The sequence below is a fragment of the Variovorax sp. RO1 genome, from assembly GCF_002849325.1.
Taxonomy (GTDB): Bacteria; Pseudomonadota; Gammaproteobacteria; order Burkholderiales; family Burkholderiaceae_C; genus Variovorax.
The window spans coordinates 525,081-542,922 of the sequence record NZ_PKMT01000002.1 but is presented as its reverse complement, the minus strand read 5'-3'; the positions used below and the strand labels follow the sequence as shown (position 1 = coordinate 542,922).

The 17,842-nt window shown below is 67.3% G+C and carries 12 protein-coding genes; 3 read left to right on the top strand and 9 right to left on the bottom strand.

Annotated elements, in window-relative coordinates; genetic code table 11:
• Nucleotides 1-15: 15 nt before the first annotated feature.
• The 9 genes from CY658_RS13725 to CY658_RS13685 form a co-directional block, all read right to left on the bottom strand.
• Nucleotides 16-6,033: an alpha-2-macroglobulin gene (locus CY658_RS13725; protein WP_101490737.1), complete on the bottom strand. Its 6,018-nt coding sequence runs from the start codon at nucleotides 6,031-6,033 to the stop codon at nucleotides 16-18.
• Nucleotides 6,034-6,157: 124 nt separating this feature from the next.
• Nucleotides 6,158-6,634, bottom strand: a complete 477-nt coding sequence (locus CY658_RS13720) for a DUF2269 family protein (protein WP_101490736.1) — start codon at nucleotides 6,632-6,634, stop codon at nucleotides 6,158-6,160.
• Nucleotides 6,631-7,014, bottom strand: a complete 384-nt coding sequence (locus CY658_RS13715; RefSeq protein ID WP_101490735.1) for a DoxX-like family protein — start codon at nucleotides 7,012-7,014, stop codon at nucleotides 6,631-6,633. The genes CY658_RS13720 and CY658_RS13715 overlap by 4 nt, the downstream gene beginning before the upstream one ends.
• Nucleotides 7,011-8,129: a saccharopine dehydrogenase family protein gene (locus CY658_RS13710; protein WP_101490734.1), complete on the bottom strand. Its 1,119-nt coding sequence runs from the start codon at nucleotides 8,127-8,129 to the stop codon at nucleotides 7,011-7,013. The genes CY658_RS13715 and CY658_RS13710 overlap by 4 nt, the downstream gene beginning before the upstream one ends.
• Entirely contained in the window at nucleotides 8,126-9,736 is a 1,611-nt protein-coding gene (locus CY658_RS13705) for an FAD-dependent oxidoreductase (RefSeq protein ID WP_101490733.1), read from the bottom strand. Before CY658_RS13705 ends, CY658_RS13710 begins: the two co-directional genes overlap by 4 nt.
• Nucleotides 9,737-9,743: 7 nt before the next feature.
• Complete coding sequence (locus CY658_RS13700) at nucleotides 9,744-11,300, bottom strand: polyamine aminopropyltransferase (protein WP_374221108.1); 1,557 nt, start codon at nucleotides 11,298-11,300, stop codon at nucleotides 9,744-9,746.
• Nucleotides 11,297-11,515, bottom strand: coding sequence for a DUF350 domain-containing protein (locus tag CY658_RS13695; protein WP_056574995.1), 219 nt, complete (start codon nucleotides 11,513-11,515; stop codon nucleotides 11,297-11,299). The genes CY658_RS13700 and CY658_RS13695 overlap by 4 nt, the downstream gene beginning before the upstream one ends.
• Nucleotides 11,516-11,581: 66 nt before the next feature.
• Entirely contained in the window at nucleotides 11,582-13,060 is a 1,479-nt protein-coding gene (locus CY658_RS13690; protein WP_101490732.1) for a DUF4178 domain-containing protein, read from the bottom strand.
• 135 nt (nucleotides 13,061-13,195) lie between these two features.
• Complete coding sequence (locus CY658_RS13685) at nucleotides 13,196-14,245, bottom strand: SPFH domain-containing protein (RefSeq protein WP_101490731.1); 1,050 nt, start codon at nucleotides 14,243-14,245, stop codon at nucleotides 13,196-13,198.
• A 175-nt stretch (nucleotides 14,246-14,420) separates the two neighbouring features.
• On the opposite strand from CY658_RS13685, the gene CY658_RS13680 reads away from it, so the two are divergent.
• From CY658_RS13680 to CY658_RS13670, 3 genes are all read left to right on the top strand, one after another.
• Nucleotides 14,421-16,769, top strand: coding sequence for an NADP-dependent malic enzyme (locus CY658_RS13680; RefSeq protein ID WP_101490730.1), 2,349 nt, complete (start codon nucleotides 14,421-14,423; stop codon nucleotides 16,767-16,769).
• Nucleotides 16,770-16,949: 180 nt separating this feature from the next.
• Nucleotides 16,950-17,363, top strand: a complete 414-nt coding sequence (locus CY658_RS13675) for a ribonuclease domain-containing protein (RefSeq protein ID WP_101490729.1) — start codon at nucleotides 16,950-16,952, stop codon at nucleotides 17,361-17,363.
• Nucleotides 17,364-17,413: 50 nt separating this feature from the next.
• Complete coding sequence (locus tag CY658_RS13670; RefSeq protein ID WP_095747788.1) at nucleotides 17,414-17,839, top strand: barstar family protein; 426 nt, start codon at nucleotides 17,414-17,416, stop codon at nucleotides 17,837-17,839.
• Nucleotides 17,840-17,842 lie beyond the last annotated feature (3 nt).

The window sequence follows — 17,842 nt, the reverse complement described above, 5'->3', positions numbered from 1 at the left end:
GCCTCTGCGTTGGCGTCAGTTCGCGACGACCTGGAAGCGCGCACCCGCCGAACGCGAATACACGCGCCGGTCGTACATCGCCTCGCCATACGCGGCCGGCACCACGAAGTCGCCCACGTTGGTCGCGCGCGCCTTGTAGGTCACTTCGAGCAGGTTCTTGTCGACGGCGCCGTAGAACACCACACGGTCTTCGCGGATGTCGGCGTACTGCACCTTCCACGAACCGCCGCCGCCCAGGCGCTTCTTCCAGATCGGCGCATCGGCATTCGCCTGGTCATCGTCGCCCACGGCCTGCAGCACCGGCTCCAGTCCGCCGGGCAGCACATCGACGAGCGCCACGTCGTTGAGCTGTGCGCGCTCCAGGCTGCGCACGCGCACCCGCACCGTGACCTCTTCGCCGAGCTTGGCCTTGGTGATCGGATTGCCCTTGGCATCGAGCACTTCATGGAAGATCTCGAGGCCCTGGTTCACCGGCGTGGTGGGCACATTGCGCTCGAAGCCCTGTTCGGCCCAGCTGTAGTACAGGTTGAAGTCGCTGTCGTTCGACAGCTTGAGCTTCGCCGTACCGGCCGGCACCGCGGCACGCGTGATCGGGTTCACCGAGCCCAGCGCCAGCGCCGCGGCCTGGCCTTGCGCGTTGACGCTCTGCGCCGTCAGCTTGCCCTCGGCGTTCTGCGCCACCGCTTCGAAGTACGCATCGACCGCGAGCAGCATCGAGGCCGACGACAGGCTGTTGTACCAACCGTCGCGCACCATCGCGCCCATGCCCTCCCACACGTCCGGCTTCAGCGTCTTCAGGCGCGAAGGGAAGTGGCGGCCCACCAGGTGCAGCGTCATGCTGTCGTGCACCAGCGGGTCGTAGTAGGCGCCCCATACGTTGCGGCGCTGTTTTTTCTCGGTGCGCGCGAGCAGGTCGGACCACACCGGGTTGAGCAGTTCGTTGGCCACCTGCTCCTGCTTCACGAGCTGGTAGCTCGCGGCGAGGTACACGGCGCCCAGGTCGTCGCTCCAGCCTTGCGTCTGCTTGTTGCGCCAGGCTTCGCGAAGGTTGGCCAATGCGGCCGGCGCGATGATGCCCTGGCGTGTGAGCAGGTAGGCCGCCTGCGTGCGCTGGCGCCAGCCGTCCAGCGAGCTGTCGCCGCTGCCGAGCCAGCCCTGCAGATAGGTGTTCGCCTTTTGCAGCAGGTCTTGCGGCACGGGCAGCTTGTGATCCTTGGCTTCGATGAGCAGATGCACCGCATAGAGCGTCGCGAAAGCATCGGTGCCCGCGCCGGGCCACAGCGAGAAGCCGCCGTCGGCCGTCTGCCGCGCGCGCAGCTGCACGAGGTAGCGCTCGAAGGTCTTGCGCGCCTCGGGCATCGGGCCCTGTTCCGGGGTGCGGCCGCGCGCCATTTCCTTCACCAGCTCAGGGCGGCCCGACAGCAGCACGGCCGGGAAGGTCTGGCTCGTGATCTGCTCGGTGCAGCCATGCGGGTAGACCTCCAGGTACTGCATGAGACCGGTTGCGAAGGCCCATGGCGCCGCGGACACCGCGACATCGCTCTTGCGGAAGTTCGGATACAGGTCGGCCTTGCTGCTCAACTCGCCCGCACGCTGGAAGCTCCCCGCCTGCACCATCGTGACGAACGGCGACGCGGGCCGCACGCTCACTTCGGTCGACAGGCGCGCGCTGAAGGTCTTGTGCGTCGATGTGAACACCAGCGCCGACGAACCCAGCACCGCCTGCGCGCCCGGCTTGGCGCGCACATTGAACTTCGTGCTCGCTTCGCCGCGTTCGTTGACCTTGAGCGTCTGCGTCGCATCGCCCACCACTTCGAGCCCGCCCGAGGCGGTGAGCGTGAGCGCGATGGGCGCCCCTTGGCCCGAACCCACGATGTTGTTCGCCAGGCCCACACCCACTTCGACGGTGTCGCCGGGTGCCATCGCGAGCGGCGCGTTCGGCAGGATCACCATGTCGCCGCGCACCACGGTGCGGGTGCTCTTGGCGGCGGTGGTCTCGTCGTTCACCGCGACGGCCATCACGCGCAGGCTGCCGTTGAAGCTCTCGGGCACGGTGTAGCTGAATTCGCGGCCGCCGTTCACGTCGACGAGCCCCGACCAGTAGGCCACCGGCTTGTCGCGCTTGCGCTTGAACGGGTTCAGGTGCTTGCCCAGTTCGCCTTCGCCGTCACCGCCGGGGGCGGCGCCCTGCATGAGCTTCTTGAACTCCGGCAGGATCAGGTCGAGCGTCTGCAAGGTGCCCACTTCGAGCGCGCGCTTCTGGAAGAAGTGCTTGAGCGGATCGGGCGTCTTGTAGCGCGCCACCTGCAGGATGCCTTCGTCCACCGCGAACAGCACGGCACGCGTGGGCTTGTCGCTGGTGAGCTTCATCTTCACCGTCTGGCCGGGCTTCACGAGTTCGCTGCTGGTGAGCTGCAGGTTCGCGGTGCGCTTGGCCAGACTCGTGGCGAAGGGAATGACGCCGTACGACAGCGGGCTCATGTAGACCTCGTCCGAGGCCGGGTCGCGCACGAAGTGCACGTTGATGTAGCCGGTGCCCTCGAAGTCCTTGGGCAGCGTGATCTTCTGCACCGAGGCGGTCTTGTCGGTCTTGAACCACGCGTGGGCGTAGACCTTGTCGCGCTCGATGGTGATGAGGCCCGCGCCCACGTACGGCGCGCGGATGCTCACCTCGATCTCCTGGCCCGGCTCGTAGTCCTTGCGGTCGAGCGTGAGCTGCAGTTCGGCGTTTCGATCGAGCGAGCGCGAGACGTTCGCGTTGCCCGCCACGCTGTACTCGACGCGGTTCAACTCCAGCCCGCCGGCATTGCGCACCACGTAGGCAAAGTTGCCGGGCGTGGCGGTGTTCAGCGCGATGGTGTTGCCGGCGGCGACGATGGCCAGCGGCTTCTCGTCGATCACGATTTCCTTCTTGCGCGATTCGTAGCGGTACAGGCCGTTGTCCTGCTTCACGAGCACCGACAGCACCTTGCGCTCCACGCGCTCGATCTTCAGGTCGGCCACGGCCGTCTTCTTCGCCTGCGGATCGATCGCGATCACGGTGGCGTTACGCGCGGCGCCCTTGCTCACGTAGTTGGTGTCGCCGTCGACCTTCACGCCCACGAGGTAGGGCATGTCGCTCACCAGCGTCTGCGCTTCGGCCGAGACGCTGCGCCCGCCTTCGGGCTCGAAGGCCTTGGCAAGCACGTGCACCTGGTAGGTGGCGGCGTCGAAGCGCGAGAGGCGCAGGTCGAATTCGGCCTTGCCTTCGGCGCTGGTCTGCACGCTGCCCAGTTCGTCGACCTGCTTCTCTGTGGCGCGCTGCGGATCGAAGAAGGCGTAGTCGGCGAACGCGCGGAACACCGGGAAGGCCGGGAAGGCCGGGCTCAGCGTGAGCGTACCTTCCACCTTGCGGTCGGGCGCGGGCGTGCCGAAGAGGTTCTGCACGTCGATGAGCGCCTTCAGGTCCTTGGGCTTGACCCAGCCTTCGGCGACTTCGCTGCTGAGCTTGGCGACGACCTTGGTGCGGTCGGGCAAGAACTCCTGCACCTTCACCGTGGTGCTGCCGATCAGCAGGCCTTCCACCTCGGGGTTGCCGGGCGATGATTCGCGCGGCAGGTAGAGGTTGACGGTGTAGTTGCCGGTGGGCGAGGTGTCCTGCGTGGTGTGCGCGATTTCCGCCGCACCGCCGGGACCGAGCTTGAGCTTCTCGCGGCGCACGCTGAGGCCGCGTGCATCGATGATCTCGGCCTCGAGCGGCAGGTCGCGCAGCGAGGTGGCCCAGTTGCCGGCCTTGACCATCATCGCGATGTGCATCGTGTCGCCCGGGCGGTAGATGCCGCGGTCGCTGAACACGTAAGCGGTCATCTGGTTCGGCACGCCGGCCGCGCGCAGGCCGCCGACGTCGAAGCGCGAGATGTCGAGCGTGCGGTCGCTGCGGTTGAAGGGCAGGAAGCTCAGGTCGCCGTCCTTGCGCACGACCAGCACCACGGGTACCTTCTCGCGCTGGTAGCCGGCGAGGTTGGGCAGCTTGGCGGCGCCCGTGGCATCGGTGGATTGCGACGCGATGATCATGCCGTTGCGGCCCCACACCTCGACCAACGCGCCGGCCACAGGCTGGCCATTAGCGATGCTCTGCACGAACACGTCGCGTGTGCCGTCGAGCGACTTCTTCGCGACGATGCCCAGGTCGGTGACGAGCACCAGGCGCTGGTCCTTCTGGTCTTCGGGGTTGCCGCTTTCGGGATTGCCTTCGCCTTCCGATTGCTGCTCTTCCTGTTGCTCTTCTTCGGGCTGGGCCTGCGTGGCATCGCCCTCGGGCTTCTTCTTGGCCTTGGGGTCGTAGCCCTGCACCTTGAGCAGGAACACGCCGCGGCGGTCGGCCACGTCGCTGCGCAGGTACTGCGCGAAGTCGACGGTTTCGTAGTGCGCCTTGCCGGCGGGGATGCTGAGTGGAATTTCTTTCTGGAAGCGGTCGACCAGGTTGTCCGGCTGCAGGCTGCCGAAGAACTGCGGGTGCGCGAAGTCGCCGTTGCTCTGCGTGACCAGGTGCTGCAGCTGCTGCGGCAGCAGGCGGCCGATTTCGAGGCGGATGCCGGGGAGGTCGCGCACCAGGATCGGCAGCTTGCGCTCGCCCGACAGCGCGAGCAGCGAACCCTGGCTCATGATGGTGAGCTCGGGCGCGAAGGTCTTGAGCAGCAGCACGTCTTGCCGCGCGGTGCCGAGCTGGTAGCCGCCCGGCGTCTTCAGGCCCTTGGCCACGCGCACCAGCAGGTAGCGGCCGCCCTCGGCCTGGGGCATGCGGAAGCTGACCATCTCGGTCACTTCGCGCTCGCTGGCGATGGGCTGCAGGGTGATCTTCTTCGCGCGACGCAGCACGGCGTCGGTGACCTTCGAGGGGTCGGCGGACCAGTCGAATTTTTCTTCCGGGTCGCCCTTGGCTTCTTCGGTGGCCGGCAGAAGCCAGGCCTGCACCACGCGCGCCATTTCGCGCTCGTGCACCGGCATCGAGGCGGTGACGTGCATCACATGCTCTGGCTCGCCGTTCTCGCCGGTGACGATGGTCGGGTCGATGCTGGAGATGGCGAGGCTGAAGAGGCCGGGGATGTCGACCGCGCGTGCGATGTCGCTGCGCTGGCCCGGGCCGCCCTTCTGCGCGACTGTGCCCGCCGTGAGGCTCAGCACCACGGGGCGCGTCTTCTCGGGAATGGGCAGAGGCTCGGACTGCAGCGTGGCGGTGAGGCGCAGCTTGTCGTAGCTGGCGGTGAACTTCTCGCTCGCGCACTTGCCCACGCTGAAGATCGAGGTGCCGCAGGCCTGGTCATAGGTCAGCACCAGGCGCTTTTCGAACTCGGCGGTGTTCACGGGGTGCGAGAAGCGCACCTGAAAGAGGGCGCGGCGCACGTTGGCCTGCACCGGGTCTTGATAGAACTCCGCGCCCGCGACGCGCGCGTTGAATTCGGGCGAGGTGAACTCGTACTTGCGCTGCTCGATCTCGATGTGCGGCGCGAGCGCGTCCTTCGCGAGCTGCACCTTGTAGGGCTGGCCGACCGGCCAGTCCTGCGCCGGCAGGAATTCGAGCTTCTTCTGGCTGCTCCACGACCAGCGCCCGGCGATGGCGGGCTCGATGCTGACGCCCGTCGCCTCCTGGCCGATGCGCGCGATCGGCGCGACCGAGGCGGTGAAATTGATGACGACCGGGTTGGGCCCCTTGTCGTTTTCGATCTGCGTGCGCGGCGGCGGCACGATCTGCGCGGTGGAAACGACCGGCTCGACGCGGTCGGGCGTGAGGCCATGCCACCACTTCAGCACATGCGGGCTGGCGAACCAGCCGGCCAGCACCAGCAGCGCCAACACCACCACCCAGGCCAGCCGTTGCTGCAGCCACTGCAGCCCGAAAAGAAGAAACGCCCCCACGATGCGCAGCCACCCCGGCGGTCGCCAGGAGCCGACGAGTCCGCGTGCCAGAGGCCGCAGAAAACCGAGCGCGCGGCCCAGTCCGGTGAAGAGCACGTCGCTGAGCGACGCGAGTTTTCGATTGGCGACTTGAAGCATGGAAGCTCCCCCTGATGTTTTTGTTGGCGCCTGGCAGTTTCTGCCCGGTCTGTGAAACCACGGCGCTGTGTGTGAAGTCTGCGTGAAAACCGCACAGGGCCCGCGCACCGGCCCGTCTGGAACGTCAGAACGAAAGTGCCGGCTTGTTCACCATCAACCAGAACACGATGGCCATCGCCACGAAGGCCGGATAGCCCAGCAGTTCCCAGTAGCGCTGGTAGCGCAGATACAGCGACGGCAGTGGCGTGGCCTCGTGGTGCGCCTGCGCCGCAAGGGCCGCCATGCGAATCTGCAGCCACACCACCGGCAGCCAGCACGCCCCCGCGAACGCGAAGAGCCCCAGCGACAGCGCGAGCCACGGCGTCGACAGCGGCCAGCCCGCCATGTGCGCCAGCGCGAAGCCGGTGACCGGCTGCAGGATCACTGTGGGCGTGGTGAACCACCAGTCGGCGCGCACCACCAGCCGGCTCACCACCGCCTGCGCCGGCACGCTGCCGCTGCGGTTGGCAAAGAACATGTAGAAGGCCGACCCCAGCCCCGTGCCGACCATCAGCACGCTGGAGACGATGTGCAGCCACTTGAGGACGAGGTAGGTGTTCATGGCGTGGCGCGTCGGTACAGGTGCCAGAGCAGCGCGGCAATGGGCAGGTTCTTGAGCAGCGGGCCGAGTGGGTGCAGCCACAGGCTTGGCTGCAGCACGGTCGCCACGAGCGTCATGGCGAGCATCAGGGCGAAGGCGGCGAGGTAGACGCTGCGGCCGGGTCGCAGCCATAAGGCCAGACCGATCGCGAGATCGGCAATGGCGCCGCCGACGATCAGCGACTGCACCAGCCACGGGGGCGAGGCGATGCCCGCGTCGGCCAGCACACGGCGGCTCTGGCCGTCGAGCTCCACGATGCTGGCGATGGCGGTGAAGAGCCAGACGGCGACGAGGCTCAGGCGCAGCAAGCGGTCGTCGTCGTTGGTGGCAGGGCGTGTCATGGCGTGGACGTCGCCTCGTCAATCACATCCGTCACCATGCCCCAGCGCGCGAACTCGGGATCGAACTCGGGCAGCGTGAGCAGGCCCGCGCAGGCATGCGCGCCCACCGGCAACGCATCGCCACGCGCGAGGCGCCGCGCCAGCAGGATGGCGGCCATGCAGGGAATCTCGGGGCCGTGGTTGTCGTCCGCCGCGATGTGCCAGGCGCGGCGCGCGATGGCGCCGCGTGCATCGGTGCCTTCGACGCGCACCACCATGCCGCCCAGCGCGGTGCCGAACGCATCGAACACGCCGCCCGTCGCGTGCAGCAGCGGCGCCAGCTTCTGCGGTGCGCGCAGCAGGCCTGTGCGACGCAGGAAAGCCAGGAAGGCGAAGGCGTGCTGGGTCAGGCCGACTTCGAGTGCCGCACGGAACATGACCGACTGCACGCCGGCATAGCGCGCAGGAAAGAGTTCGAGATCGGGGATGTCGCACAGGGCGCCGCGGCGCGGCTTCATGCGGGCGAACTGCACCTTCGCGGGATGGGCCCAGCCGGGCTGCTCGGTCCATCGGCCGCCCTGCCAGACGCGGATCGGCGCGCCGCAGTAGGCGAGCACGCCCGCGAGCGTGGCTTCGCCGCGCGGTGCGCCCTGTGCCGGCGCGATGCAGATGTCGATGCTGCGCAGGCTTTGCCAACCGGCGGCGAGGTGATCGACCACCGCCGACGACAGCGCCGGCACGGTGCTGGCGCCGGCCACGGCGGTGCAGCCCGCACGGCGGAAGGCGGCGTCCATCGCGGCGGGAAAGTCGCAGACGAAGCGCCGGCCGTCAGCCAGGTCGATGTAGTGCGCGCCGGCGGCCGCCACGGCCTGCGGCACGCGGTAGTCCTGGCCCTGGAATGGGCCGGCGGTGTGAATGACGAGGTCCACGCCCAGAAAGCCCAGCCCCTGCGCGAGATCGGGCGACTGCGCATCGACGCGCACACCGCGCGCACTGCCGCCCAGCGATTGCGCAAAGGCCGTGGCCCGTTCGAGGTCGCGCCCGCCGACCCACAGTTCGATGCCCGCGTCCTGCGCGAGTGCGCGGCTGATGCGCGCGCCGAAGTTGCCGTAGCCGCCGAGCACCAGCGTCTTCATGCGAGGTTCGCTCCGGCGATGTGGCCGCGCGTGAACGCTTCCTCGAAGATCGAATAGCCCGACCAGTCCGCGTGCGCGAACGACAGCCGGCCCGCGGCCACGCGGTCGCCGTGTGCGCCGATCTGCGCGAGCAGTCCGGGCCGCGGGATCGACATGGCGTGCCCGTAGCGCGTGATCTCGACGCGCGTGGCGAGCGCGGGCAGGTCGGGGTGCGGCACCGACAGTTCGGCGAGCAGTTCGTCGCGCCATGCGGTCCAGGGGCGTTCGAGCAGCAGCTGCCGGCCGTCGCCGGTGTCGTAGCCGCTCGGGCCCAGTGGGCGGTACCAGCTGAGCACGGTGCCGCGCGGCGTGGGGTCGAGCGTCTGGTGGCGCGCATCGACGTAGCCGAGGCCGCGCGTGCCGTAGATCACGTTGTCCCAGCTCGGCGCGGCGCCGACGCGATCGGCCAGCGGCCCGCGCAGGTGCACGTTGGCGACCAGCCAGGGGGCATAGCGCACGTGCGCGGCGGCGCTCGTCAACAGCGGCGGCGGGTTCTCGACCACGCGCGCGGCGATGAAGACGGGCAGCGCGACGATGCAGCGCTCGGCCTGCCAGCGCACCATCGATTTCGAAGCGGCATCCCACGCATCGACCTCGACGCCGCCGCGCCCTTCGGCGATGCGCGTGACGACCTGGCCGGTGTGCAGGCGCGCGCCCAGCGGCGCGGCCAGCTGCTTCGTGAGCCAGCCGTTGCCTTCGGGCCAGGTGAGCACGCCATCGCGATCGGGGTTGGTGTCGTTGACGCTCCCGCTCGCATCGCCCGGTGCATGGAAGCCGTGCCGGCTCGCGAAGTAGTGGATGCCGGCCCAGGCCGACACCTGCGCGATGCCGGCGCCGTAGTCGTCGCGGCAGCAGTAGTCGAGGTACCAGCGCAGGTGGGCGTCGTCAAAACCTTCGCGGTCGAGCCAGCCCGCGAAGGGCACGGCGTCGAGCGCGAGCAGTTCGGGTGTGACGGCGAAGCGCAGCGTGGGAATGGCGAAGTGAGCGGCGTGTTGCAGCGCGTCGATGCGCTGCGCGAAGCGGCGGTATTGGGCGTGCGTGCCTTCGCCGACGTCGTGCACGGGCAGCAGCCCGTCCTGCCATTCGCCGCGGAAGAACAGGCGCTCCTGCGGGCTGTGGCAGAGGTGGCGCTCGTCATAGGTCCAGCGGCCGGCCACGCGGCGGCGCAGGCCGAGTTCTTCGAGCAGGTCCTGCACCTCGTGCGCGTCGTCGCCGGGCGTGGGCAGGTAGTGCGCGCCAAGCGGGCAGGCGATGCCGCCGACCGAGCCGCCGCGCGCGTTGCCGCCGGCGGTGTCTTCGAGTTCGAGCAGCGCGAAGTCGTCGATGCCCGCGAGGCGCAGCGCGCGTGCCGCCGCAAGGCCGGCCACGCCACCACCCGCGATGACGACGCGGGTGCGCTTGACGATGGCCGGGGCCTGCGACTTGAGCGTGCCGTCGCGCATGGCGTGGCCGCGCATCACGTCGACGCCGGTGAAGCCGCCTTCGATGGGCGGCGGCGGCGCCTCGCAGCCGGCCAGCGCCAAAGCGCCCGCCGCACCTGCCACGCCGAGAAAATCGCGCCGTTGCATGCTGCGGCTAGTGCGCCATGACCTTGCCCCACTCCTGTTCATAGGTGGTGACGAGGGTCTGGTTCGACAGGCGGTTCACTTCGGTCGGCACGCGCGCCATGTCGAGCGGAAAGTCGAACATCAGGGGCAGCGTGGCAGGCGTGAGGAAGCGCATGCCGCCCGGCAACGCATCGGGCAGCCGGTAGGGCCGACGGCTCGCGATGATGTAGCCCCATTCGCCGAAGCTCGGCACGTGCGCGTGGTACGGCGTGGCCTTCAGGCCGACCGACTCGATGGTGGTCGCCACGGTCCAGTAGCTCTTGCGTGCGACCAGCGGCGAGGTGGTCTGGATCACCGCGTAGCCGCTGGCCGACAGGCGCCGGTCGAGCAGCGCGTAGAAGCTGTTGGTGTAGAGCTTGCCGATGGCGAAGTTGGTCGGATCGGGAAAGTCGACCACGATGACGTCGAAGGTGTCGCCGTCTTGTTGCAGCCACTGGAAGGCATCGGTGTTGACGATCTTCACCTTCGGCGACGAGAGCGCGTGCCCGTTGAGCGCGGCCAGCGTTTCGTGCGTGGTGAAAAGCTGCGTCATGTTCGGGTCGAGCTCGACCAGCGTGACCGACTCGACCGAGGGGTACTTGAGAACTTCGCGCACCGCCATGCCATCACCGCCGCCGAGCACGGCGACTTTCTTCGGCGCGCCGTGCGCGGCCATCGCGGGGTGCACCAATGCCTCGTGGTAGCGGTACTCGTCGCGCTCGGCGAACTGCAGGTTGCCGTTGAGGAACAGCCGGTGGCCTAGCGCGCCGCGCGTGACCACGATGCGCTGGTAAGGCGAGCTGGCGCTGAAGACGATGTGGTCCTGGTAGAACTTGTCTTCCGCCAACGTGGTGATGTGGTCGGCGCCCCAGAAGGCGCCGATGAGCGCGGCCAGCGTGAGGAAGCAGGCCACCGCATGCGCGCCAGCGCGGCGCAGTTCATGGCGGAACAGCCACAGCGCCCACACGGCCACCGCGGCGTTCATCACGCCGAACAGCAGGCCGGTGCGGATCATGCCCAGCTGCGGCACAAGAATGAGCGGGAACGCGACCGACACAGCGAGCGCGCCCAGGTAGTCGAAGGTCAGCACCTGCGACACGAGGTCCTTGAGCACGATGTTGCGCTTGAGGATGCGCATCACCAGCGGAATCTCGAGCCCCACCAGCGTGCCCACCACCACGACGAGGCCGTACAGCAGCAGGCGGAACGCGCCCGGCACGTAGGCGTTGGCCAGGAACAGGATCGCCGGCAGCGCGCCGCCGATCAGCGCCACGAGCAGTTCGATGCGAAGGAAGTGCGCCGGCAGTTGCCGGTCGAAGTAGCGCGAGAGCCACGAGCCGACGCCCATGGCGAACAGGTAGGTGCCGATGATGGTGCTGAACTGCAGCACCGAGTCGCCGAGCAGGTAAGAGCTCAGCGCGGCTGCGCTCAGTTCATAGACCAGGCCGCACGCGGCGACCACGAACACGCTGGCGAGCAGCGCGATCTCGACGGGTTGCGGCCCCCGCGCCTCCGGGGTGCGCGCGGGCAGGGCCGCGTCGCTCAATGGATTGCAGCAGCCACGATGACGCTGATGCCCAGGCTCATGGCGGCCACGACCAGGGCCAGCGCCATGTTCTGCTTCTCGACGATCTCGCCCCACAGGTCATAGGGGGTGATCTTGTCGATGATCAGAAAGCAGATCCAGAAGACCACCACGCCGATCAGCGCATACACGAGCGATCCGAGGACCACGCCCGGTTTCAGCCATTCAATTCCCATGGGGACCTCCAGTCGTAGCAATAAAAAGAGAAGTGATGAGAGCGCAACGCCTGCGCGCGATCTTCGTCATTTGTGGCCGCCGCCGCTCGAGTAGCCGCCGTACGACCCGCCCGAACTGCGGTACCCGCTCGAGGAACCGCTGCAGTTGCTCATCATGATCAGCACGAAGATGATGACCACGATGACGAGGATGATCGTGCCGCAGCCCATGCCGGACGCGGCGCTCACGGGCAGCGCGTCGCCGCGCGAGAACAGGTCTTTCTTGGCGTCGAGCTTGAAGGCCGTGGCCACGGCGCCGCTGTCGATCTTGCTGCCCGACGACCAGGTCAGCTCGTTGGCCGAGCGCTCCATCGAGAGCAGCGCGCCGCCGCTCGCAAAGTCGCGGTTGAAGGTTTTCTGGCCGCGCTCGACCTGCCAGTAGAACTCGCCGGCCACGTAGGTGGTCTCGGCGTTGTAGGCGTACTGCTGCTGGTAGCGCTTGTTGAGGTAGGTGGCGGTGGTGCCGTTCTCTGCCATCACGGGCGCGCCGGTGGTCGGCTTGACCATGCTCCAGCCGTCTTCGGCATCGACCAGGAAACTGAAGCCGCGCTTCTTGTTGTAGAGCAGGTACTCGTCCCAGCCGAACTGCTCGTCGTCGCCGGGCTCCTGGCCCACGCGGTGCTGGAAACCCACCACCTGCCACTGCGCGCCCTGCAGCTGGCCCATGCTGCCCAGCGCGATGAGCGGGCGCACCGGCTCGCTCTGCTCGGCGTGCTTCAGCTCGCCGCCGATGCCTTGCGACAGGTCGATGATGCTGTTGCACGAGCCGCAGGTGATGCTCTTGCTGTCGGCCAGGTTGACCGTGACGGGCGAGCCGCAGTTGGGGCAGCTGAAGCTGCGGCCCTTTTCGTCCTTCGCGGATTCGTCGCGCAGGCCGGTGAGCTGCAGGTCGTCCAGCTGCACCGAGCGGCCGAGGTACGCGCTGGGCTTGGCGGTGCCGTAGTCGATGCTGAGCACCAGCCCCTTGTCGTTGCGCAACTCGACCATCGCGAACGGCTTGCCGAGCTCGGGCAGGTGTGGCAACTCGCCCTGCGCGGAGGTCAGCGCCACCTGCTCGTTGGAAGCGACGGTGTAGCTCTGGCCGGCGAAGGCGGTGGTGGCGCCCACGCGCAGGTCGACCGGTGGCGGCGCGGCGCGCTGCAGGTCGAAGGGCAGCGCAAAAACGTAGGCGCCGTTGTCCTCGCTGAGCACACCGGTGCGGTCGCCGTCGAGTGCAGCGATCCACTCGGTCCAGCGGCCACCGGGGTAGGTGTACTGCAGCCGGCCGATCAGCGCGAAGGGCTTGTCCTGGATGCGGCCGGCGGCGAACAGCTGCAGCGGGCTGAAGTCGTCGAACAGCTCGGCCATCTTGCCGGTGCGCGCGAGCGTGTCGCCCTGGCGCACGACGGTGCTCTGGCAGTAAGGACAGACGGCGTGCGTCGATTGCGCCGAGCGGAATTCGACCGGCGCGCCGCAGCCGGGGCAGGGCGCGCGGTAGTAGCGTTGGTTGCCGGTTTCCTCAGCCATGGCACACAGCAGAAGACACGACGGCAACAACGAACGAGGCGGGAGACACCACCGCGGCACCGGCTACGCCGGCCCGCAGGCATCGCCCCCTGCAAGGAGCGGGGAAGAGCGACACGAAACGCGCGAAGCCTGGGGTCAGACCAGCTTCTTGAGCAGTTCGGCCTTCTTGGCGTCGAACTCTTCCTGCGTGAGGATGCCCTTGGTCTTGAGCTCGCCGAGCTTCTCGAGCGTGGTCATCACGTCGGCGGCACTCACCACGGCCACGGCCGGCTGCTGCGTCGTGGCCGCGGCCTGTGCCGCTGCGTTCGGGCTCAGGCCCTGTGCGAGGTTCTGCGCCAGCACCTGGCCGAGCGCCACGCCGGCCCCCAGGCCCATCGCGTCGCCCGCGATGCCGCCGCCACCCGCCGCACCTTCGGCGAACTTGGGAATGGCCTGCGCCGTCTGGTACTGCATGAACTTGCCCATGTCGTTGCCGACCATGCCCATGCCGATCTTCTGGTCGAGGATCTTCTGCAGCTCTTCGGGCAGCGAGACGTTCTGGACCGTGATGTTCTCGAGCTTGATGCCGATCTTCTCGAACTCGGGCACCAGCTGGGTGGCCAGCGCGGTCGCGAACTGGATCTGGTTGGCCGCGAGGTCGAGGAAGGGCAGGCCGCTGGAGGCGATGGCGTTGCTGATGTTCTGCAGCACCAGCCCGCGCAGCTGGCCGTCGAGGTCGGCCACGGAATAGATGTCGCGCGTGCCGGAGATTTCGGTGTGGAACAGCTTCGGATCGCCGATGCGGAAGCTGTAGTTGCCGAAGGCGCGCAGGCGCACGGCGCCGAAGTCCTTGTCGCGGATCGTGATCGGCTGGGGCGTGCCCCACTTCTGGTCGACCTGCTGGCGCGTGCTGAAGAAATAGACGTCGCTCTTGAAGGGAGATTCGAAGAGCTTGTCCCAGTTCTTCAGGTACGTGAGCACGGGCAGCGTCTGCGTCGTGAGCTTGTACATGCCGGGGCCGAACACGTCGGCCACCTGGCCTTCGTTGACGAACACGGCCATCTGCGACTCACGCACGGTGAGCGAGGCGCCGTTCTGGATTTCCATCTCGGCCATCGGGAAACGCCAGGCCAGCGTGCCATCGCCGGACTCGGTCCACTGGATGATGTCGATGAACTGTTTCTTGATGAAATCCATCAGGGCCATGGTCGTTCCTCTCGAGATGTTGTCGGTTTGTGTCCCAGCCGCACATATTGCCACAGGGCTTTGACGGCGCCCCGTGCTTTTGGTCATGCCTGCCACCGGCCATGCGGCGTAGGGCGGTATGAACCCAGGTCTACAATCGGCGCCCCCAGAAGAAGCGCCACAGGAGCAACGGCACATGTCCGATTCGACCGCATCGTCCCCTTCGACCCCTACCCCGGAAGACAAGCGCGCCCTGTTGCGCCGTGCCGCCCTCGAGTACCACGAGTTTCCCGTCCCCGGCAAGATCGCCATTGCGGCGACCAAGCAGATGGTCAACCAGCGCGACCTGTCGCTGGCCTACTCGCCCGGCGTGGCCGCGCCCTGCGAGGAAATCGTCAAGGACCCGGCCAACGCCTTCAAGTACACCTCGCGCGGCAACCTCGTCGGTGTCATCAGCAACGGCACCGCCGTGCTGGGCCTGGGCGACATCGGCCCGCTGGCCTCCAAGCCGGTGATGGAAGGCAAGGGCGTTCTCTTCAAGAAGTTCGCCGGCGTCGACGTGTTCGACATCGAGATCGACGAAAAAGACCCGGTCAAGCTGGTCGAGATCATCGCCTCGCTGGAGCCCACCTTCGGCGCCATCAACCTGGAAGACATCAAGGCCCCGGACTGCTTCTACGTCGAGCGCGAACTGCGCAAGCGCATGAAGATCCCGGTGTTCCACGACGACCAGCACGGCACGGCCATCACCGTGGCGGCCGCCATGCTGAACGGCCTGAAGGTCGCCGGCAAGAACATCGCAGAAGTGAAGCTGGTCACCTCGGGCGCGGGCGCTGCGGCGCTGGCCTGCCTGAACCTGCTGCTCAAGGTGGGCCTGAAGCGCGAAAACGTATTCGTCACCGACCTGGCCGGCGTGGTCTACGAAGGCCGCGAAGAGCTGATGGACGACGACAAGCGCCAGTACATGCAAAAGACCGACATGCGCAAGCTGTCGGAAGTGATCGCCGGTGCCGACGTGTTCCTCGGCCTGTCGGCCGGCGGCGTGCTGAAGCCTGACATGGTCGCGAAGATGGCGCCCAAGCCGGTGATCTTCGCGCTGGCCAACCCGAACCCCGAGATCGCACCCGAAGACGCCCATGCGGTGCGCAACGACGTGATCATGGCCACGGGCCGCACCGACTACCCGAACCAGGTCAACAACGTCCTGTGCTTCCCGTACATCTTCCGCGGCGCGCTCGACTCGGGTGCCACCACGATCACCGACGAGATGGAGATTGCCGCGGTGCACGCCATCGCCGAGCTGGCCCAGGCCGAGCAGAGCGAGCGCGTGGCGGCTGCCTACGTCGGTGAAAAGCTGAGCTTCGGCCCCGAATACCTGATCCCGAAGCCCTTCGACCCGCGCCTGATGATGAAGATCGCGCCGGCCGTGGCCAAGGCGGCCGAGGAAAGCGGTGTGGCGCAGCGCCCGATCAAGGACATGGACGCCTACCGCGACAAGCTGCAGAGCTTCGTCTACGCCTCGGGCACCACCATGAAGCCGATCTTCGATGCCGCCAAGCGCGCACCGAAGAAGCGCGTGGCGTACTGCGAAGGTGAAGAAGAACGCGTGCTGCGCGCCGCGCAGATCGTGGTGGACGAAGGCCTGGCGCGCCCAACGCTGATCGGCCGTCCGGCCATCATCGCCCAGCGCATCGAGAAGTTCGGCCTGCGCCTGAAGGAAGAGCTCGACTACGACGTCGTCAACGTCGAGCAGGACCACCGCTACCGCGACTTCTGGCAGACCTACCACCGCATGACCGAGCGCAAGGGCCAGACGGTGCAGACCGCCAAGATCGAGATGCGCCGCCGCCTCACGCTGATCGGCGCGATGCTGCTGCACAAGGGCGAGGTCGACGGCATGATCTGCGGCACCTGGGGCACCACGCTGATCCACCTGCACTACATCGACCAGGTGATCGGCAAGCGCCCCGGCGGCTGCGAGAGCACCCCGCAAGACGTGCCGGTGTACGCCTGCATGAACGGCCTGCTGCTGCCCGACCGCCAGGTGTTCCTGGTCGACACGCACGTCAACTACGACCCGACGCCCGAGGAGCTGGCCGAGATCACGACCATGGCGGCCGAGGAAATGATGCGCTTCGGCCTCAAGCCGAAGGCCGCGCTGCTGTCGCACTCCAACTTCGGCACCAGCAACGAGCCCAGCGCCATCAAGATGCGCCGCACGCTCGACCTGCTGCGCGTGCAGGCGCCCTGGCTCGAAGTGGACGGCGAAATGCACGGCGACGTGGCGCTGGACAGCAAGCAGCGCGCGGTCGTCATGCCGCACAGCGCGCTCGCCGGCGACGCCAACCTGCTGGTGTTCCCCAACATCGACGCCGCCAACATTTCTTACAACCTGCTCAAGACCGCGGCCGGCGGCAACATCGCCATCGGCCCGGTTCTGCTCGGCGCGGCCAAACCTGTGCACATTCTCACGGCGAGCGCGACTGTTCGCCGCATTGTGAACATGACGGCCTTGACAGTCGCCGACGCAAACGCCGAGAGATAGGCTATTTGGCGAGAGTGGACGCCAACTTAAGGCGTCGCTTTTCGTCCCAGCGACTGCTCAAACTTTGGGCAGTCGCTTGCTATTTTCGCCAGCGTGGTGCACACTCGCGGGCTTGAATTTGCGGGTTAACCCCGAGGTTAAGCGCAGTTCAAACCCCCCGCTCTTTTCTTGTGGTGCCCCATGGCGGCTTACGCCTCGATCACGTCCTCTGTCACTAAGTTTGCGCTCACCAGCTTGATGCTGGTGGCTCTGACGACGGGGGCCGAGGCCCGCGGATGGTTCGGCGCCGGAAAAACGTCCTCCGAGGAATCAATTGCCCTGACCGATCTCCCGGTCCAGGGTCAGCGAACCTACCAGGCCATCCTTGACGGTGGCCCCTTCCGGTACGACAAAGACGGCACGGTATTCGGCAATCGCGAACGCATTCTGCCCGCGGCACGTCGCGGGCATTACCGCGAGTACACGGTGCCAACGCCCGGCGCGCGCAACCGCGGTGCCCGGCGGATCGTTTGCGGTGGCGAGCAGCGCGCGGCGCCCGAAGCCTGCTGGTACACGGCGGATCACTATGCGAGTTTCAGACGGATTGCGCCATGAGCGATGACAACGACCTGAGCGGCGCCCCGAAGCGCCCCGACGAGATGATGATGACTATGGAAAGACCAGCGGATATGACCTTATCCCTTCGAGCCGTACGCCCGAACATCGTGCAATCGATCCGCGCGTTCCGCGTGAACGACCTGCAGGATGCCGCCAACGCGGCCGGCCAGCACTTCCTGTACGCCAACCTGGGCAATGCCCAGACCAAGCAGGACGTGCTCGACCTGATTGCCCAGCAGTTCACCTTCCCGGCGCACTTCGGCAAGAACTTCGACGCGCTGTACGACTGCATGACCGACCCGTTGCATAAATCGGGCCCGCAGCCTGGTTTCGTCATCGTGCTCGAGCAGATCCCGGCCAACGCCAAGTTCGACAAGGAAGCGCGCGAGCAACTGCTCGACATCTTCCGCGACGCCTCGGACTACTGGGGCGATCGCAAGGTCCCCTTCCGCTGCTTCTATTCTTTTCTGTAGCCC